This window comes from Maribacter sp. Asnod2-G09 (assembly GCF_045063795.1).
Taxonomy (GTDB): Bacteria; Bacteroidota; Bacteroidia; order Flavobacteriales; family Flavobacteriaceae; genus Maribacter.
The window spans coordinates 1,603,002-1,623,088 of record NZ_JBEFOA010000005.1; the positions used below are offsets into that span (position 1 = coordinate 1,603,002).

Below are 20,087 nucleotides of genomic sequence, written 5' to 3' on the forward strand. Positions count from 1 at the left end.
TGGCAGTAAGATTACTTTATGCTTCTATCTATTCTACTGTCTAAAGCTTTTTACTTGCCTGTGCCGAACGATTGCGCTCACTGGGGTAATCCTTATTTGAAGTTTCGTTAAATGCACGTTAGACTTTGAATATAATATTTTATGACCTATTTCTTAATGCTGTTTTTAACTTTTGCAGTAAGTTTTCGGTAGGTGTTTGATTTTTATTTCATTTGGTATTTTGTGTTAGTTGAGAAGCTTGCGAAACAGATTTGACTTGTTTTAGACTATCTGCTAAAACTAACTTAAGTAGTTTTTTTAAAGTATCTTAAACTTTTGAAAATTCATTTTTATGTCAAGAAAAATTGTAATATTATTTGTCTTTGGAATTTGTCTTTTAGGGTGTGAAAGTGATTTCGAGCAAGGAAAATGTGATGAAGGTTATTTTGAACAAGATAATGGGCAAGGAACTGGAGGTTCGTATTGTGTGCCGATTAGCGGGGAAGATGGCTTAGAAAAAACCATTAATGACAATAAAAATTTGAATAAGGTAGATTGATAAATTACTGTAGTGCTTTTATTTCTTTTCAAAAGCTTAATTCAACGCCAATAGGTATTGTATTTGGTTGCTTTATAAGTGTAGGTATTCAAAGTTATTGTGATTTTATTTTGACCAGTAACAGTTAGTTTGCAGTTATTCTATTCAGTAATAATAGACACTGTATATTTCTAGTCAACAATTACTGTTTAAATCAACTAATAAAGCTTCGTATTAAGACTTAATATATTATTACAATGAAAGCTTAAATTGTTCTTCATTTGAGTAGAGTATTATAGTTTTTTTATCTGGCATTAAATACGTTACTATAATTTCATCATCATATAAGTTTTTAGCTTCTAGCTTAAAAGAAGTTTTTTCATTTTTAAAGTTAAGCTCGTAGTATTGAATACCGCTTTGACTTAAGTTAGTGTTAAATCGACCGCCTCCAAGATAATTACCTTGAACAGCCCGATCAAAAACATGTATGTTTTCCGTTATTTCTAATGAGCTATTTTTTAACGGCTTGTATTCCTTATAATCTTTTAATAAATCAATAGGGGATCTGCCTTCTTCTGTTTCATTATGCCAAAAAGGGGCGTTTTTAAGAATAACCTCTCTGTTTTCATATTGCAATAAGAAAGAATGGTGATTTGATTGCAAACTTATTTCGGTAACTTTTTGTAGGCCTTTTAAAATAGTAGATTTAAACTTTTTATTAATTTCTCTTTCTACAGAATCTATTCTTTTAGATCTGATTTCCATTACTAAACTATCAGAAAGATGTGTTAGCTGTTTTTCATATGTTCTGTTTATCTCGAATATATTTTGATGTTCTTCACCGTAGTCATATTTAAGATAATCTATATGCTTCTTCTTGCCTGTCTTAATATTAATTCTAGTTACTTTATTATTTTCATAATATTCATCATCACTTTTAGAGCTGAAATTATAAGAATATAAAAAACCACTTTCCTCAATATAGTAATGGTCGTTATCAAGAAGAATAGAATCTGTTTTAGTTGTTAAATCATCTTTATATGAAAAAATATAAATATCAAGTGGGGAATGTTCGTTAAGCTTTGCTCCTATGTTGAAGTAAGTTTCATCAATTTTATAAAAGCTATCAGGATAAAAATCTATCTTCTCAAATTTAATTTTAGTGTCAGTTGTTTCTGGAAAGAAAGGCAGCTCAGGGTGTTTGTCCTTTTCTGTTTCTTTACGACCACATGAGATTAAGGGTACTATTAAAAATGTAAAAAAAACAATTCGAACGACTAAATTCATAAAAAGGATTAAATTAATTTCTAATAAACGATTGATTTTTAATTATAAAAGCTATGAGAATAGAATAGTATTATCTCAGATTGAACATTATGTTTGTTTTTTACTTGTTTATGTACAAAGCTGAATTAAGGTCCAATAGATGTTGCTTTATTAATTTTTAAGCAAGTAGGTTTTACCCTGTAATTCTTAGCAGGGAAAATACTTTTTATATTTTTAGTTCAAGTATTCTTTAAAATAATTTAAAGATAAAAAGACTATTGTTGGCAAAATCCCAATAATAACGAGACCAACAATTGAAATCCAATATTGATAATTTTTTTTCTCTTTTTTTATACTACTAAAAATTATAAAAATCAGACACAATAAAAGTAAAACTGTTTCTAAGATTCCAAAGTAAAAATAAGCTTCTGCTGTGTTGTTTCCGTTATGAAATATACTTGTATAGCTGCTTGTAAGATAAAGGGTAATTACTTTAATTATTAAAATCCAAATCATGAAATGGAATGCCCATTTTTTGAAATTTATAGTATTCATTTAGGTTTATTTTTTCTTTTATTGTTTAAAACAAAATCCCAAAGATTTTACGAATTTGTAAATAGACAACAACTTTTGGGTTAAACACTAATCGCCTAATTTGCTATATATAGTGTTATAAACAGGCTTTAATCAGTTGATATCCATTCTTTATTTAGGTTTCCATAATGTAAATCATATCCATAATAGGATTTGAATCCAATGCTGTAATTTCCGTTTTTAAAAATTTCATATGAGTATTTTGTACCCAAAGCTGTCCATTTTGGAATATTCGAGTTCATTTTTTGTTCAATTTCAGAGAGCGATTTTGGATAAATTCCATAATTCATTTTATATTTTTCCACTAAATTAACTATACTCATTCCTTTGTTTTTAGAATAATCAATTTGCCAATTCCTTAGAGGTATAGATAGTAACCAGATAATTAAAAGCTGAGTAAATGAAATGATGAAATAAAATTTAAGTTTTGATTTCTTTTTTTTGTCAATTTTTATAGAAATCAGAATTCCGATAAACAGAATAGCTAATAAAAATATAATATAGAAAACTACACTAAATACAAATTCCCATGTAAAAGAAAAGTGTCTAACATATAAAGTCAAAATCACAAATGATAAAAGACTAAAGAGTAGCAGAGTATTCTTTTTTGGATGTAAAATCCTTTTCAATTCAGTTAGTTTTTAGCTTGTTTACAACGGTTTGTATATAGTTATTTGCGTGGTTCAGCAACTAATTTAGCAAAAGGAAACCAAACGTTAGAAAAATCCGAAGGATTTTCCGAGTACACACTGACTTGAGCAGTTAATTATACACGTTGTTATCTCTTGTTTTTAGTTTTTTTAAAATTTTATATTAAACCTTTAATGTAAAGTAAAGTCAAAGGTGATATAACTCAAATAAAAAAATATGATTCATAAAACCCTAGTTTTCGTATGTTTTCTAGTACTGTTTTTAAGCTGTAGTAGTGATAATGATACAATACTAAATGAAGAAATAGTTGATGAAAATGAATTGCCTTATCAAGCAGAAGGATTTGTGAAAATTGAAAATGGTTCCGGAGGTTTTTCCGCAAATTTAGAAAGTGGAGATAGATTTAGTAGAGATCACGATAAAATAGGAGATGTTAATGGAGATGGTGTTATAGATCTTGTTATTGGTGCACGATCAGACGATGATGGTGGTGTTGATGCAGGAGCTGTTTATATTTTATTTATGAATAGTGACGGAACTGTGCAAAGCAACCAAAGAATATCGATGCTTGAAGGAGGGTTTAATGAAACGTTAAATGCTGGAAATTTCTTTGGTTATGGTGTTGCAGGTATTGGTGACTATGATAATGATGGAATTCCTGATATTGCAGTATCTTCTCCAGTACCACCAAATAATTCATTATATATTATTCACCTTAATGTTGATGGTACTGTTAAAGATTATGTAAAAAATGAAAATATTATAGCAAATGGTTTAACGGCTATTGGTGATATTGATGGAGATAATCGAGTAGATTTAGTAGCTTGTAATCCAGGGTCTGATGCTGGTGGAACTAATCGTGGCGCTATTGATATTTTATTTTTAAATGAAGCATCGCAAATAATGTATACAAATACGGTTACTATAAATTCTATACAAGGAGGTTTGGGAGTAGGACTTGAAGATGGTGATCAGTTTGGAGGTAGAGAAGTAGCTATGCTTGGAGATATTGATAACGATGGAACAAAAGAATTGGCAGTTGGAGCTTTTATGTCTGATGGAGGGAAAGGTGCCATTTGGGTTTTATCTTTAAACAGCACAACTTTCAATGTAGAATCTAAAGTCAAAATTACTGAAGGTACGAACGGATTTACCGATGAGCTAGTAACCGATTTAAACCCTAACGTAACATTTGGTGGGCAGTTTGGTCATGCAATGTGTGCTGCGGGAGATATAGATGGAGATGGTATTAACGAGTTAATTACAGGAGCAAATCAGCAAAATGAAGGTTTGGCTTATGTATTGTATTTAAATGCCGATAAGACAGTTAAATCATTTACAAGAATAAATAATACTGATGGAGGTTTTAATTTGACTTTAGATTCAGAAGAGCGATTTTCTCGTTCAATATCATATGTTGGAGATTTAAGAGGTGATGGCTCAATTGCTATCAATATTGGAGGAGGTGCAGGAGGAACTGGAACACTATTTACGCTGTTTTTTAGACCACAGTAATCTTTAAAGTATAATCAATAATTTTGATTAAGAAAATGTTTTTTTTGTATTGACTATATTTTTTGTTCAAATAAGAGATAACGGTCTAGCTCTGAACGGTACGGGAGCAAACTAGCGTTTGCTTTCCGCCATGCACATAGCAAAATCTTTTTGTTTTGTTTTTCTTTTCCTTGTCAAAGCAAAATCCCAAAGATTTTGCGGACATTATAAATATACACAAACCATCGGTTAATCCTGAAGCCCGAATTGTTTATAGCATTGATGAAAAAGCAGCAAGTCGAGTATCTTTAAAGTTCTCTAAAACAATAAGATATGAACACTCAACAAACTGCTTACCCGAAGTTATACATTGGTATCGATATTCACAAACGAAGCTGGAAAGTACATTGTGCAACAGATCTGTTCGCTGGTAAGTCTTTCAGTATGTCGCCCGACCCAAAGCAATTACATAGTTATGTTTCAAAACATTTCAAGGAGTATNTCGAACCGATCACACATAGGAGTGCGAGCAAGTTATATTAAAAGAAAAAAAGGTGGTTTAAGGCAAAAAAGAAAATATTAATTAACTTTAAGAAACTGGACTAAGGCTTTTCATAGGAGGTTTTGTTGGCAATAGTTATTTTTCCTCAATGTATGGTTTAGCGACGTTCGCAATCATCGTAATCCATTCCATTAGCGCATGGTTATTATCGACAAGTCTCTCATTTCTAAGATATGTTTTGAATTCCGTTCTGTTAATTTCTAATTTTACAAGGTAGCCATAGCTATGAGAAACGGACAAAGTAGGTTTTGAAATAGGGCTTGAGATGTCTTTTATATTTTCAAAATAGTAGTCCAGCATTTTTGAGAATTCTGGACATTCTTTAGAATCAAATTCCTTAACTCCATTCTTTTTAGCATTTTTTATCGCCTTAACAAAGCTTTTCCCTTGCTCTGTCCAAAAAAATAGTTTAGTGGCATCAGCTCCTCGTCCATTGTCAAACAGATAGAAAGCCTGCATTATGGTATCCACTTTCTTTCGAGAAAGTTCAGATTCAAACTCCGCGGCAACTTGGTCCATTTTAAAGGTATATTTTGGCTTTTCCCTTTGTCCGTATGAGACAAATGAAAACACCATAAATAATAAAAAAAGCAAATATTTGAAATTGTTCTTCATAATTATTGCCAACAATTGTATAAAGTAACAAGTTACTTTATACGCTATTTAAGACAAATAAGATAACAAGTAATCTTATTCCTATTTTATGTGAAAGTTAAACAAATGAGAATAATAAAAATAAAAAAAGGGACAGCCAATGGCTATCCCTTTTTTTATTTTGTTTAAAACTGTTTTACGCTCTTGAGGTCAATGATTTAAAGAATACAAACCCAAAGCCCAAGAATAACATAAAGTGAAACGGAAACAGTCCGAAATCATTTAACGGTATTGCGCTATACATGCCAAACATGAAATAGACCATTAAGGCAAATTCTAAAATCATGTTGGGTGATAATTTTTTAGCAAGGTATTTATTGCCTTTCCAGCTTTGTTTTAAGGTGCTGATATTAAATTTTGGTGTACGTACAAATTCACTTCGTTTACCCATATGACCTTCAATTACAGCAATAGTGTTGTGTAATGAGAAGCCTAATGCAACAGAGAAGAAAGTGAAGAATATACGTATGTAATCTACAAAGTTATTAAAGCCGCTGCCTTGTATGCTCTTATAGGTAAACCAATAACAAACAAATAAGATAATAGTACTTACCGTAAACAAGCTTAATAGAGAGAATACCCAATCTAAATGACCATAGGTGTTTTTAATATAAAGCGATGGTATACTTAATAAAGCAACTAAGAATACACATAAGAACATTGAACTGTTCAGTAAGTGCATTACCCCGTGAAACTTCGTTTTAAAAGGGATGTTCTTTGCAGTAACAACGCTCCATACTGTTTTTCTAAAGTTCTCTGCACCACCTTTGTTCCAACGAAATTGTTGCGAACGTGCGGCACTAATAACTACAGGTAACTCTGCAGGAGTCTCTACATTTTCTAAATACTTGAATTTCCAGTCTTTCAACTGTGCACGGTAGCTCAAATCTAAATCTTCTGTCAGAGTATCACCTTCCCAGTTTCCAGCATCGATAATACATTCTTTACGCCAAATACCAGCGGTACCGTTAAAGTTGATGAAATGTCCTTTACTATTACGACCTACTTGTTCTAAAGTAAAATGTGCATCTAAGGCGAACGCCTGTATTTTAGTTAAAGTAGAGTAGTCGCGGTTCAAGTGGCCCCAACGGGTTTGTACCACACCAATCTCTTCATCTTTAAAATAGATAACGGTTTTCTTCAACCAATCTGAAGCCGGTAAAAAATCGGCATCAAAAATGGCGATGAACTCACCTTTTGCTACTTTAAGTCCTTCTTTTAAAGCACCCGCTTTAAAACCAGAACGATCAGTTCTTGTTATATGTTGAATATCTAAACCGGTCTCTTGTAATTTAGCAACAGTGGCAGCAGTAGTAATTACAGTGTCATCTGTAGAGTCATCTAAAACCTGAATCTCTAATTTACTTTTAGGGTATTCTATTTTAGCAATATTTTCCAATAAACGATCCATAACATATTCCTCATTAAATACAGGAAGTTGAATGGTTACGAACGGAATTTCTTTTGGGTCTAACAGGTTAAATTTAGGTGCTGTTTGGTTCTGTCTTTTTTGAGATAAGTAGTTGATTAGCAGATTCAGCTGCGCCAAGCTATAAAAGAAAATTAATAGTAATGAGATACTATAAATTATGATAATAAAATAAGCTAACGCTAGTGCCATATTATTTAATGCTGTATTTGAAGATCCACCCCAAAATTTTTATGCCTGCAAATATACTACCTTTTACGGTTCCTGATACTTTAGAGATGCCAATTCTTCGTTTGTAACGTACTGGTACTTCGGTATATGTCATTTTTTTCTTAAGAATTTTCAGTTGCATTTCAACCGTCCATCCATAAGTTTTGTCTTCCATGTTCAATTCCTTGAGCTTTTCGTATTTAATTGCTCTAAAAGGGCCTAAATCCGTAAATTTTGCGCCAAAAAATAATCGCATTAAAAATGTCGCTAACCAGTTGCCAAAAATCTGTTGCGGCGTCATCGAACCTTCTTCTCGCAAGCTTTTTGTTCTGGCACCGACCACAAAATCAATGTTATCTTTTAAAATAGGGGCAACTATCTTGTCCAGTTCCTCTGGGTAATCAGAATAGTCTCCATCAATAAATACGATTATGTCAGGTTGTTTAGATGTCGATGCAACATAATCCAAACCTTTCAGGCAGGCATAACCATAGCCTTTTCTGGTCTCGGTAAGTACTGTAGCCCCTGCAGCTTCTGCATTTTTTACGGTATCGTCTGTAGAATTATTGTTCACAACGATTACCTCAGATACCGATTTTGGTATTTCGTTGATGACATGTGCAATGGAATCTGCTTCGTTAAAAGCTGGTATAATTACTTTAATGTCTGTCATTATTTTAAATCTGATAAACTATTTTCACTGGTGAAAGCGCGAAAAGATGTCCATTCTTTTACTTTTTCACCTTTGCTATATTTCTCTGCAGATATCAATTTTGTGTCCTTGTATTTTAGGCAATATCCGTCTTTAATTCCTTTTGTTAACTGGCATTTATGGTTTACGCGTCCCTTTTTGTCGTAAAACAACCACCAACCTATTTCTTTGTTTTCTACGAATTTCCCCTCTTTGGTTCTAATACGGTCTTCGTTAAAAAAGAACCAATATTTCTCTTTCTTGCCATATGCATAAAAACCTTGCTCAGATTTGTAACCGTTTGGGTGGTAGAAAGTCCAATAATCCGTTTTTGTACTATAGCGAATCCAACCTTCACTTTCTAAGGTGCCGTCATCGTAATAGGTACGTTCGTAGCGTTTGTCTTCAGGATTTATAAAAGCTAACAATCCTAAGCAAATAAGTGCGGCGTAAAAGAGTTTAAATAGCTTCATTTTTTTAATATTTCAAGTTTATTGCTGTATCGAAACAGACACCGAAAATGCTATATTATTTAGCGCTTTTTAGGGTATATGTATTCTTTCCAGGTTTTAGTTCAACCACTGTTCCCTGCCAAACTACCTTTCCTTTTATAGTTGTTGGAAGGGTTATTTCTGCGGATAATTTATGCTTGTTTCTTTTCAGGTTAAATTCAATATTCCCTTTTGATGTAGGAAGCAAACCTATAATTTCATTTAGTTTTCCGAATGCCGGAGCAATTTCTACCTCTTCAAAATCATTTTGTACAGACCGGATGCCTGCCAAATAATTAAAATAAAAATATGCAGGCGATGCGCTCCATGGGTGTACCTCTGATCTAGTTGGTTTCTCTACACTTTCAAAACGCTCTAAAGTAGTGGTCATATGATCATTGATCATTTGCTCCCAAGGTTTTTGGGCAACATCGAACAGTTCTGGAGCACCTACTTTTTTAATCGCCTCAAAAAGATAAAAACGGTAGTAATAGGTTGCTTGTAATAAATCTTCTTCGTTTAGAATTTTATCTAAAAGTGCCCGCTGCTCATTTTCTGGTATTGCATCTGTCAATATCGCCATGATATTGGTATGCTGATCATAAATAGTTTTGTCTGGGCGCTCTGCAAAAAGATTTCTATCCGTATCATAACAAAGCTCGTAAACAGATTTGATAATCTCTTGCGCTCTATTTTTGTAGTTGATAGCAGTTTGCTGATCACCAATTTCACTGAAAACTCGCGACGCATTCTGTAGCGCATGCACATAGTGCAAACTAACCACGGCGGAGTTTAGTCCGTCATTCTTAGTAGCGGTTCCGCTTCCGTTATTAGGTCCGGTATACCAATCTATAAAATAGCGGTATGGTGTTTTGTTGACCAAATTAAGGTCGTTCATGTTTTTTTCAAATCCCGCTAGCGTATTAATAATTCCATCTTTGTAGGTATGTATAAATTCTTTGTCGCCAGAGGTGTTGTACTGATCGGCAATCATATCTACCCACACTAAGGAGTAGGTAGGGTATATAAATGTAGATCGTAAAGGGTAGGCACCTAAAATATTACCGTCAGAATCTCTAGAATGGTCAAACTGGCGAATCGCATTTTTGGTATGTTCGGCATTACCGCTGAGCGCTTCCCAAATTAAACCTTGTATTTTTGTGTCGCCCACATACTGCATAGTTTCATAATAGGCATCACTTAAAAAGTAATCTTGTGTGCAAATATCAATAGTACGCTTACAGATTTCGAAAATTTCATTGTACATGTCGTCATCTGAAGAGAATTTTGCAATTGAAGGAATAGTAGTTCTTGATCTATGGTTTACGAAATTTTCCAGCACAAGTTCTTGATCTTTGGTTTCAATTTCAAACTCAATAAACCGAAACGTACGCATCCAATTCGGAATGAATTTCTGTGCGTCTTTTCCGTTAGAAATAATTTCATCGTAGTAGCCTAAAAGCTTTTTGTTCTCTAAGTCGTTTCGGTCCCCTTTTTCATTGTTGTCACCGAAAAGGTTCTCAGCATACTTAATAGTAATTATTGATGATTTTCCTTTGCTGAATAAAAGTTCAGGAAAACCGTTGGTAACATATTGCTGATCTAATAGAAAAGTAGTTGTTGTATTCGGGGCTAGTGTCAAAGTACCCAATACCGGGAATTCTGTGGTAAGTGGCGTAGAAGAACGAACAATACTTGCTATTCTTTCCTCATCCCATGAAAGCAATGGTAAATTACGTGGTTCTAATAAATAAGCAATAGAGCCGCCCATGCTACTGGCATTCTCAAAAAATTCAACTTTTTTCCAGTTAGTATCATCAAAGTCTAATGTTTCCCAATGAGTAGGGTAGTTGTTCATGTCCACTATATCGGTAGGGTTGTTGGCATAAAAACCGCCAACGATAGCCTTCTCACCATCTCCTCTCCAGATAACTTCGTTCGCTTTGTACGATTCGTCGACAGTGCTTACCCAAGTATCATTGAATCCGGTGGTATTAATGATTTTGGCATTGTCTGTAACGCCGTTCACCATTAAGCTGGTGAATATAGATTGCATACCTAAAAATCTTCTTTTTCCAAAATTGATCACCTTAACGGCGATAACATTTTCCCCTTGCTTTAGGTAATCTTTTAGGTTTAAGGTTTCGAATTTGTAGTGTTGAATGTCGCTCAATTGCGGTCCGTGAGTAATAAACTGACCGTTTACATAAAGGTAATAATGATTGTCTGCAGAAATATTGATGATAAAATCAGCTTTTGTATCTGCTACTTTAAAGGTGTTACGAAACAACACGGCAGTATCTTCGCCGCCTTTAGTATCTGGGTGACTTACCCAGCTGGCGCTGATATTTTCTTTGCCATAAATAACTTCAGGGTAATTGACTTCCGTTTGCGATTGAACAGAAAGAGATACTAAAAGTAAGAGGATTAAAAAGCGATTCATGCAATGAATTTGTTGATGTTAGTAGGTTGTAAAGATCATGAAAGATTAGTAAAAACCAGTCTTTCATGAACTTTTTCCTGTTATATAATTTAAGTGCACCTGAGTTTATAAGTCATAATGCAAAAAAATAGCATATTCCATTTTAGGAATGACATCTATTTTTTATTCACTAAATCCATTAAATCAACATCGTTGCCTAATAAAACATCTTGAGAATTAATACGTCCTTTTTCTGGTCCGTTTTCTAATTTTAAAACTCCCCTTGGGCAAACCGCAGAACAAATACCGCAGCCTACACAACTAGAACGTACAATGTTTTCACCCTTTTGAGCATATGCACGTACATCGATACCCATTTCACAATAGGTAGAGCAGTTACCACAAGAAATACATTGACCACCATTGGTCGTAATTCTAAATTTAGAGAACATACGTTGTTGAAAACCTAACATCGCTGCCATTGGGCAACCGAACCTACACCAAACACGATTACCTAAAATAGGGTAGAATCCTGTTCCTATAACTCCAGAGAAAATACTACCGATTAAAAAGCTGTATGTGGTACGTAATGTTTCTGCTTTGAAGATGAATATGTTTGCTGAGTCACTAAAAAAGTGCATACCTATTAATACGGCGATAATAGTGAAATATCCGATAGCACCATACTTGGCATCTTTAGCCAGTTCTTCTCTTTTATAAATCATCACCCAGGCAAAAACAGCCGTCAAAATAACTGCCACACCAGAGATGAACATTGTTTTTGTTAACCAGTATTTACTACTATCATTACCTAAATAAGAGTAAATTACGGCTGTAGTCATTAAGGTTACGAATACTACAACACTGTGTACTACCCAACGCTCAACTTTCCAAGCGAATTTAGATTTATCACTTAGCTGACGAAAAGAGTCACCTGCAGTTTCAGCCAATCCGCCACAACCACAAACCCAAGAGCAATACCAACGTTTACCGTATTTATAAGTTAAAAAAGGAGAAATTACAAAGATTGATATAATACCGAAAAACAACATCGTCATACCAACACTGCCAGAATCGATGAACCCGTTAATACGGTAACGTTCAAAGTTGTAATAGTTTAAAGGCCACATGTTTTTAAGGTCATAATATGGCAAATCGCCATTTAAACGGGCCATAATTTCGGGAATGAAAAAAGCGAATGCGGTCTGAAAAAACATAACACTGACCGTTCTCAATTGCTCGTATTTATTATGACGGTATTTCCAAATGAATTTAGCGCCAAAAGCCAAAATAGCAACGGTATACATAGTACCGTAAACGAACCATTGGCTGGCAGGGTTTCCACTTAGTCCTTTACTTAAGGGGTCAAATAAAGCAATTAAACCCGTGTTGTCCCCATCTTTTACCAGACCTAAATACTGCGGATAAAAATAGAGCACAATATAAAACCCTGTTAAGGCGATACCACCCATCCAAGCAAGTACACCGCGGCTAGAAATAGATTTAAACCAAACACCATCATTTTTAATACCCTTGTGTTTGTGGGCATATGCAGCTTGTGAAAACCAGATGATTCCCGCGAAAATGGCAACAATTGAAACCGTTAACCAGAGCGCAGTATTACCAAGGTTTAAATTGAACAATTGTAAAATGAGAATGCCCAGACCGATCATTCCTGTTACTACTGCCAATTTTTGGCCTGTATTTAATGCTTTAGGCGGCTCTCCCGCAAGTGACATACTTCTGTCAAAATTACCCATATTAGGTGTTGTTTGTGTTTGTTATTTAGTTAGGCGATACTGAAAATACGTTTCCAGCTTTTTTTCTTCGGACTGATGTTCTTGTTGAAATCAGCATTGTATTTAGCGATAATCTCATCCTCATAAAGTTTAAAGAACTCTGGGTCGAAATTGGCATCTTTTAAATAGGTCATGACATGGTCAATATCTTTGTTTTCTGTCAACCACTGATCAAAAATTTCGTGTCGCATTCGAATACCAAAAGTGTTTAGACCTAAGAATTGATGGCTGTCTTTATCAAAGGCAACGGTTATACATATCTTTTCAGTAGCGTGACGCCAGTGAAAATGGTGTTCATTATCTTTTTTGCTACGTTCGCTAAAAACCCATCCGTAGGTTTGGTATTCTACATCTAAAAATTTAGCTGAATTGAACCAGTGCCCAGGGTTGTATTCTCTTGGTTTGCCGCAAATGGTTTGGGCCAACGCTTCGCCCATCATTCTGCCTGTATACCAAACAGCTTCAATTGGTCTTCTGCTGCCAATACCCTCATGCTGTTCTGCACAATCGCCAATGGCAAATACATCTTTCACGTTGGTCTCTAAAAAACGATTAACCTTAACGCCTCTGCCTAATTCAATACCAGAATCTTTAAGAAAATCGATATTTGGTGTTACACCAGCAGTTAAGCCAACTACGTTACATTCAATGGTTTCGCCTTTGTCCGTGACTACAGCTTTTGCTCGCCCATTGTCATCGGAAATTATCTTTTCAAGGTTGGTGTCTAACTGTAAATCAATATGATGTTCTAGAATATGTTCGTTAATCATTGCAGATTCACCTGCCGGTAATACTCCGTTCCAAAAGCTCTTTTCACGAACCAAAAAAGTAACCGGTATTTCGCGAGAACGCAGCATTTCTGCCATTTCAATACCTATGAGTCCGCCACCGACGATAACCGCACGGTTACAAACCTTTTTATTAGGGGCATTTTTCTCAAGCATTTCTAGATCTTGTTTAGAATACAGACCTTGTACACCCTTTAAATCTTGACCAGGCCAACCAAATTTGTTCGGTTTAGAACCTGTTGCAATAATTAGCTTATCATATGAAATAGAAGAACCACCTTTTAAAAGAAGCTTCTTGGAGTCGGTCTCCACTTTTTCCACAAATCCGTTAACGAGGTCGATTCTGTTTTTTTTCCAAAACCAATTTTCGTAAGGTTGTGTATGTTCAAATTTCATGTGCCCCATGTATACATACATTAATGCGGTACGGGAGAAGAAATAGTCGCTTTCTGCAGAAATAATGGTGATTCTTTTGTCTGATAGCTTTCGTATATGCCGAGCTAAGGTGACCCCTGAAATGCCATTACCAATAATTACAATATGATCCATAAAATGCTTTTGTTGATGGTTGTGTCGGTATTAAAGGTAAGAACTTAACAGCCTACTTTTAATTTAGAAAGATTATAAACTTGTTATACTTCTGTGATACTTTTAAACGTAGTTTGCGTTTTAATAGAATTAAAACGGATTTGTAACATACAGTAAATCAGTGTTTAATTGGCTTAAAAATTTTAAATAAAATAAATTATTTTTTTTAGGAAGTGTATGTTTTTGAAAAAAGCCACGACCTAAACAAACTCAAAAGCGAATTTAAATTTCGAATATCATGAAAAGAACTTTACTACAGACACTATTTTTTCTTTTAATAGTAACTAACATATCTGCACAAGATGTAGCCACCTTTTTTAGTAAGAGCGATAGCTTTTTTAAAACCAATGTAGTTGACGGTAAAGTGAAATATGCAGGGATAAAAAACAATCCTGAAGCTTTGAATGCGGTATTGGCATCAGCAAAAGGTATTACAGTATCGAAATCTGACGCTACCATTTATCAATCTTTTTGGATCAATGCTTATAATCTACTCGTTATAGATGGCATTGTTAAGAATTATCCATTAAAATCGCCTTTAGATGTATCTGGATTTTTCGATAAAACAAAACACGAGATTGGTGGAAAATCAACAACCTTAAACGGAATAGAGAATGATTTGCTAAGAGCACAATTTCCAACAGAAGCAAGATTCCATTTTGTTTTGGTATGTGCAGGCTTAGGTTGTCCACCAATTATAAATACGGCATATAAGCCAGCTACTCTAGAGAGTCAGTTACAGAAGCAGACCGTTTTAGCGTTGAACAATCCTAATTTTATTAAAGTAAATAAGAATAAAGCTCAGATTTCACAATTGTTCGAATGGTATAAAGGAGATTTTGAACGAAAAGGAAGTACAGTAGATTTTATCAATACGTATAGAAAAGAGCAATTACCAGAAAATGCAAAGGTTTCTTATTACCCTTACGACTGGTCTTTGAACGAAGCTAAATAATTAACAAAACCTAAAAACCTTATTATGAGTATTATAACTAGAAATTTATTTCTTGCAGTGGCTTTTTGTGCCTTTTTTAAAGGGTATAGTCAAGATACTTGGCAACAGAAAAGTAATATACAGCAGTACACACCTTCAAAATTAGTAGGCAAAGGGCAATACGATATTAAATGGTTTAATAATTTATATACCCAAACCGAAAGCACATTTACAGAAGGTAAAGAACCTAGGCAAACATTTTTCACATCTACCATTGAAGGGTATACTGGTGTTGGTACTAACAAAAGATGGAATGTAGGTGCCATTTTGGAATTCAGATCCAATGTGATTGGGGATAGAAGTGCCTTAGATGTATTCAAATTCGATGGGGAAAACAACACCGCTAGATCCGGGTTAACATCTATAGCGCCTTCGGTAAAATTTGTGCCAATTGCTTCCGTCAGTAATTTTTCTATTCAGAGTTCATTCTTTATTCCGTTGGTAGATAATGAAACGGAGAACGGAGTCTTCCTAGATCAAAAGGGATACATCTGGCAAAATAGATTCTTTTATGACTATACTTTTCCAGGTGATAAATGGCAGCTTTTTAGTGAGATCAACTCAGAATTAAGCTTTGGTGACAAAGAAGAGAGTTTTGCAAATAATAGTTTAAATCTTAGTCCGGGTTTATTTCTTAGCTATTTTCCATCAAGCAAGTTTACCATTTTGGCATTGGCGCAACATTCTCAGCGTTTAGATTTAGGTAACAACTTTACACAAGATTTTACGGCCTTAGGCGGTGGTGCAAAATACCAACTAACAAATGCATTGAATTTAGAAGTGCTGTATACCAATTTTGTTCGTGGTAATAATACAGGGCTAGGGCAAACCTTCAATTTAGGATTGCGCGGTATATTTTAATATTAGTTTGAGTGTTCCTTTAAAGAGCCTTTAGTTGATAAAACAACTAGGCTCTTTTTTGGTATTTATAGGTATGCTTTTGAGCTATAATTGATTACGCGATTATTTTGTTCTATATTGAAAATCTTGATGAAAGATTCATTTGGGTTATAGTAGGAGTCTTTGAAAAAAAATGAAAATAAAAACACTTCTTTTTTATATACTACTGTTTGCCTTTTACTTCATGATAGGGCAAGATGTTAAGGTGGTAGAATTGAAGTTTGAGGGTGCTAAGCGTACCAAAGTATCTTTCATTGAAAATCTTGTAGATATACAAAAAGGTAAGGTATTAGATTCTGTTCTAATGGATCGAGACATACTCCGTCTAAAAAGATTACCCTCTATTTCTCATGCCTATTACAAGGTTGAAAATTTAGCAAATGAAACTTGCGAGGTAGCGTATGTAATTGAAGAGAACTTTACGTTAATTCCGTTTGCTAATCTATTTAGCTCCTCAAATGATGATTTTGCATTTAGAATTGGGTTGCAAGAGTTTAATTCTTTTGGTCGAAACATAACTTTGGGTGCTTTTTATCAATATGATAATTATAGTTCGTTCGGGTTAAGTGTACGAGCACCATATCTATTCTCTAATAAGCTTGGGCTTGCGGTAAATTATAATGATTTTACCACACTAGAACCTGTTTTTTTTCAAGATGATACAGCAGATTATAAGTACAGCAATACCGGCTTTGAACTCTTAGGGTTGTATGAATTCAATTTCAAAAATAGGATGGAGCTGGGTTTTAGCTTTTTTACTGAAGATTATGAATATGTTGAAGGCGCTACCAGTGCAGGCGTGCCATTAAACCTAAATGTAGATAAGCATTTGTTCAAGTTTATTTATGATTATAACGGTTTAGACTATTTCTATCACTATTTAGAAGGATTCAGAAGTCAATTGAATCTGCAATATGTGGGTAGTACCAATACTAATTTGCCTGAATTTTTAATTGGCTTTAATGATTTTACGTATTTCAAAAGAATAGGTGATCGAGGTAACTGGGCAAACAGGCTGCGTTTAGGTTTGGCTAGTAATGTTGATAGTCCGTTCGCACCCTTTACGGTAGATAATAATTTAAATATTAGAGGGGTCGGTAATACCATTGATAGAGGTACAGGTATGGTTGTTTTAAATACCGAATACCGACAAACCTTAATAGATAAAAATAAGTTTGTATTACAAGGAAATGTCTTTATAGATGGAGGCACATGGCGAAACCCCGCAGGCGGATTTGATGATTTACTAAAGAGTGAGAATCTTAGAATTTATCCTGGTGTCGGACTCCGGTTTATGCATAAACGAATCTTCAATGCGATTTTTAGAATAGATTACGGCTACGGAATCACAAAAGACGGTGACAACGGAATTGTCTTTGGTATTGGTCAATATTTTTAGCAATCTTTGTGCTTCAATAGTTAGTCATAAATGAATTATGGCATAGACATTGCGTTTGTTAATAGCATGAAACACAACAGTTTTACAGTTATATTTTTATTGGTTTTTAGCGTTTTTTGCGTTGCGCAAGATTCGTTGAAAACGGTTGTGGCAGAACCCGGCGACGGAATTTTATCGCTGTTAAGAAAGCAAGGTGTTAATCCGTATGAGGCTTATGATGAATTTGTAGCCCTAAATCATCATGATTTACGCGATAGTGTGCACCTCGTTGCGGGTAGAATCTATGTGCTTCCAAGAATAAAATTAGATACCGTGGCGATTGTAGATTCTTTACAATTACAGTCAAAAGAAATTAAAGAGCTAGAAACTGATTCTTATGACATTTTTGGAGAGAAGCATAAAACGGTTATTGCTAAAAGCGAACGGTTAGAAGGCAATGTTTATTATTTAGTTTCGGGTCACGGTGGTCCTGACCCAGGAGCGATGGGCGTTTATGCAGGTAAAGCGATAGCAGAAGATGAATATGCCTATGATATTACTTTACGGCTAGCTAAAGAATTATTGGCTCATGGTGCAGAAGTTTATATCATTATACAAGATGAAAATGACGGAATTAGAGATGATTTCGTTCTTGAAATCGACCATGATGAAGTGGCTTCTTTGAATAAAACAATACCGCTAAACCAATTGGCAAGATTAAAACAACGTGTAGATATCGTCAATGATCTCTATAAAGAAAATAGAGGAAAATACCAGCGATTGATTGTTACGCATGTAGATAGTAGAAGCGAAAATCAAAATATAGATGTCTTCTTTTATCACCATGAGAAAAGTAAAAACGGAGAAAAACTAGCGGAAAGCATTCATAAGACCTTCGGAGCCAAGTATAAAAAATATCAACCTAATAGAACCTATTCAGGTACTTTTGAAGATAGAACATCGCTGTATTTGGTAAAGAAAACGCACCCTGCAATGGCATACATTGAGATTGGGAATATTAGAAATAAAAAAGATCAGGTCAGAATTTTAGATCCAGACAATCGCCAGGCACTTGCCAAATGGATCAGTGAAGGTGTGTTGTTAGATTTTGAAGGGGAATAGTTTATTCCCCTTCAAAATGATATTTTTTATTGAGTACAAGTGCCTTCTTCTAATTCTTGTTGTGTTGGGTTGTATTCATTATCAGAAGAAGTAAATGTGCCAGTTAGCCCAGCCGCATCATTAATAAGTGGTAGTAATCCGCAGAATTCTGACAGCGAAGCATTTTCACGAATATCGATAGAACCGTCTACGTAGATTAGATTTTCCAATTGGTCTAAATTTGTAGCTGTAGTTCTTCTTATGGTTAAATTACCATTGATCCTTCTTAAGTTTTCTAGCTTAAGTGATTCAATAAGAAGGTTCTCTCTGCCATCGATATATAGCCCGCCATCAATTTGTTCAAAGCCTTTTTCATTAAACTTATCCATAACTCCTTGTAAGGTAATGGATAAGTATCCATGATATACACCTAAAGGTATATCTTTTTGACATTCACCATTTTTAATTTCTGAAGTGCCAGGGTTGTACTTGTTAAAACTACGGGCATAAAAAATACCGCCTATACCATCATTTATCAATAAAGGTTTTATGCCGCAGTAATTATCTAACCTGTCATTGTCTTCTATAGAAACATTGCCACTGACGGTTGTTAAATTAGCTAGTCCATTTAAATTAGTTATAAAAAAGTTTTCACTTACATTTAAATCAGTTTCGATAGATGATAAACTCATTAAACCATCAATATTTTCTAATACATCATTACCATTTATAAAAACCACCGCAGCTGTTGTAATATTAGATAGCCCATCTATATTTTTTAATAATTTATTATAACCTATTTGTAAAGTAGAGGATAAGGTTGTAATTGTAGAAAGTGCATCAATATTTAGTAAGCCATCATTTTGCAAAATAGAAAGAACACCAGTTACATTGACATTTTCTAAACCATCTAAGTTTAATAATAAAGGATTTCTTCTAATACGCAAATTCGCTACTTTGGTCAATGTGACTAATGGAGTTAAATCTACGATGTCTGTTTCGCTAAAACCATTTTCAGAACCTATGATTATGCCTTCTGTAGCTTCGGTATAACCTATGTTTCCAAAATCGTTCACCTCTTGTTGGGTAGTTAATATAGCCCCTTCGAAAACTTCATTTACTCCGGTACCAGAGCAGTTTATAGTGTTTTTACCGCTTAAGGCATTACTTTCAAATACAATTTGACCTTCATAATTTGAAACTTCAGTTGGTTCGAAGTAAACTGTTATGTCTTTTGAAGAATTGGGCGTAATAGTTACGCTGTTCAAATCTAAGCTATATCCAATTGGCGCTGTAATTGATGTAATGACAAGATTGGCATCGCCAGTATTTGAAACAGTAAAAATTTTTGAATCACTACTGTTTGCTACTTTTTTGTCAAATTTCAGTGAATTTTCTCCAAGTTCGGTGCTAATGGCGATTATGGCATTAGCGGTAATTTCATTCTCTTCTTTAGTTATGATTACATCGTCATCATTATCAGATGAACTACAGCTAATTATTAATAAAGAACTTAATAGTAGAATTGATAATTTAAAGTAATTGGTCATATGGTCTT

Annotated in this window: 17 protein-coding genes; 6 read left to right on the plus strand and 11 right to left on the minus strand. The window is 34.2% G+C overall.

Annotation, left to right across the window (positions count from 1 at the left end):
- Positions 1–331: 331 nt before the first annotated feature.
- Positions 332–538 (plus strand): hypothetical protein, encoded by a 207-nt coding sequence (locus ACJJVT_RS18960; protein ID WP_405400820.1) that lies wholly within the window; start codon positions 332–334, stop codon positions 536–538.
- A gap of 231 nt (positions 539–769) precedes the next feature.
- Here ACJJVT_RS18960 and ACJJVT_RS18965 read toward each other — a convergent pair whose 3' ends face one another.
- From ACJJVT_RS18965 to ACJJVT_RS18975, 3 genes are all read right to left on the minus strand, one after another.
- Positions 770–1,804 carry a hypothetical protein gene (locus ACJJVT_RS18965; RefSeq protein ID WP_405400821.1) on the minus strand — a complete coding sequence of 345 codons (1,035 nt, stop codon included), beginning with the start codon at positions 1,802–1,804 and terminating at the stop codon, positions 770–772.
- 213 nt (positions 1,805–2,017) lie between these two features.
- Complete coding sequence (locus ACJJVT_RS18970; RefSeq protein ID WP_405400822.1) at positions 2,018–2,338, minus strand: hypothetical protein; 321 nt, start codon at positions 2,336–2,338, stop codon at positions 2,018–2,020.
- A gap of 128 nt (positions 2,339–2,466) precedes the next feature.
- Complete coding sequence (locus ACJJVT_RS18975; RefSeq protein WP_405400823.1) at positions 2,467–3,006, minus strand: hypothetical protein; 540 nt, start codon at positions 3,004–3,006, stop codon at positions 2,467–2,469.
- Positions 3,007–3,244: 238 nt separating this feature from the next.
- On the opposite strand from ACJJVT_RS18975, the gene ACJJVT_RS18980 reads away from it, so the two are divergent.
- Complete coding sequence (locus ACJJVT_RS18980) at positions 3,245–4,543, plus strand: integrin alpha (RefSeq protein ID WP_405400824.1); 1,299 nt, start codon at positions 3,245–3,247, stop codon at positions 4,541–4,543.
- A 616-nt stretch (positions 4,544–5,159) separates the two neighbouring features.
- Here the strand turns inward: ACJJVT_RS18980 and ACJJVT_RS18985 are convergent.
- From ACJJVT_RS18985 to ACJJVT_RS19015, 7 genes are all read right to left on the minus strand, one after another.
- Positions 5,160–5,603 carry a hypothetical protein gene (locus ACJJVT_RS18985; RefSeq protein WP_405400825.1) on the minus strand — a complete coding sequence of 148 codons (444 nt, stop codon included), beginning with the start codon at positions 5,601–5,603 and terminating at the stop codon, positions 5,160–5,162.
- 271 nt (positions 5,604–5,874) lie between these two features.
- Complete coding sequence (locus tag ACJJVT_RS18990; RefSeq protein ID WP_405400826.1) at positions 5,875–7,359, minus strand: cellulose synthase family protein; 1,485 nt, start codon at positions 7,357–7,359, stop codon at positions 5,875–5,877.
- 1 nt (position 7,360) lies between these two features.
- A complete protein-coding gene (locus tag ACJJVT_RS18995; RefSeq protein ID WP_405400827.1) occupies positions 7,361–8,050 on the minus strand; it encodes a glycosyltransferase family 2 protein in 690 nt (229 codons plus the stop codon).
- Positions 8,050–8,541 (minus strand): toxin-antitoxin system YwqK family antitoxin, encoded by a 492-nt coding sequence (locus tag ACJJVT_RS19000; protein ID WP_405400828.1) that lies wholly within the window; start codon positions 8,539–8,541, stop codon positions 8,050–8,052. The genes ACJJVT_RS18995 and ACJJVT_RS19000 overlap by 1 nt, the downstream gene beginning before the upstream one ends.
- Before the next feature lie 55 nt (positions 8,542–8,596).
- Positions 8,597–11,002 carry a hypothetical protein gene (locus tag ACJJVT_RS19005; protein WP_405400830.1) on the minus strand — a complete coding sequence of 802 codons (2,406 nt, stop codon included), beginning with the start codon at positions 11,000–11,002 and terminating at the stop codon, positions 8,597–8,599.
- 155 nt (positions 11,003–11,157) lie between these two features.
- Complete coding sequence (locus ACJJVT_RS19010) at positions 11,158–12,741, minus strand: 4Fe-4S dicluster domain-containing protein (protein ID WP_282076124.1); 1,584 nt, start codon at positions 12,739–12,741, stop codon at positions 11,158–11,160.
- A gap of 29 nt (positions 12,742–12,770) precedes the next feature.
- Positions 12,771–14,117: an NAD(P)/FAD-dependent oxidoreductase gene (locus tag ACJJVT_RS19015; RefSeq protein ID WP_405400831.1), complete on the minus strand. Its 1,347-nt coding sequence runs from the start codon at positions 14,115–14,117 to the stop codon at positions 12,771–12,773.
- 277 nt (positions 14,118–14,394) lie between these two features.
- Here ACJJVT_RS19015 and ACJJVT_RS19020 point away from each other — a divergent pair, with 277 nt between their 5' ends.
- The 4 genes from ACJJVT_RS19020 to ACJJVT_RS19035 all read left to right on the plus strand — a co-directional run bounded on the left by ACJJVT_RS19020 (position 14,395) and on the right by ACJJVT_RS19035 (position 18,550).
- Positions 14,395–15,111 (plus strand): DUF547 domain-containing protein, encoded by a 717-nt coding sequence (locus ACJJVT_RS19020; protein ID WP_405400832.1) that lies wholly within the window; start codon positions 14,395–14,397, stop codon positions 15,109–15,111.
- 24 nt (positions 15,112–15,135) lie between these two features.
- On the plus strand, positions 15,136–16,011 hold the full coding sequence (locus ACJJVT_RS19025) for a hypothetical protein (protein WP_405400833.1): 876 nt from the start codon (positions 15,136–15,138) through the stop codon (positions 16,009–16,011).
- Positions 16,012–16,183: 172 nt separating this feature from the next.
- Entirely contained in the window at positions 16,184–17,449 is a 1,266-nt protein-coding gene (locus ACJJVT_RS19030) for an outer membrane protein assembly factor (RefSeq protein ID WP_405400834.1), read from the plus strand.
- A 66-nt stretch (positions 17,450–17,515) separates the two neighbouring features.
- The gene (locus ACJJVT_RS19035) at positions 17,516–18,550 is read left to right on the plus strand and encodes an N-acetylmuramoyl-L-alanine amidase (protein ID WP_405400835.1); all 1,035 of its coding nucleotides are present in this window, start codon (positions 17,516–17,518) and stop codon (positions 18,548–18,550) included.
- 26 nt (positions 18,551–18,576) lie between these two features.
- Here ACJJVT_RS19035 and ACJJVT_RS19040 read toward each other — a convergent pair whose 3' ends face one another.
- Positions 18,577–20,079: a hypothetical protein gene (locus tag ACJJVT_RS19040; protein ID WP_405400836.1), complete on the minus strand. Its 1,503-nt coding sequence runs from the start codon at positions 20,077–20,079 to the stop codon at positions 18,577–18,579.
- Between the last annotated feature and the right edge of the window lie 8 nt (positions 20,080–20,087).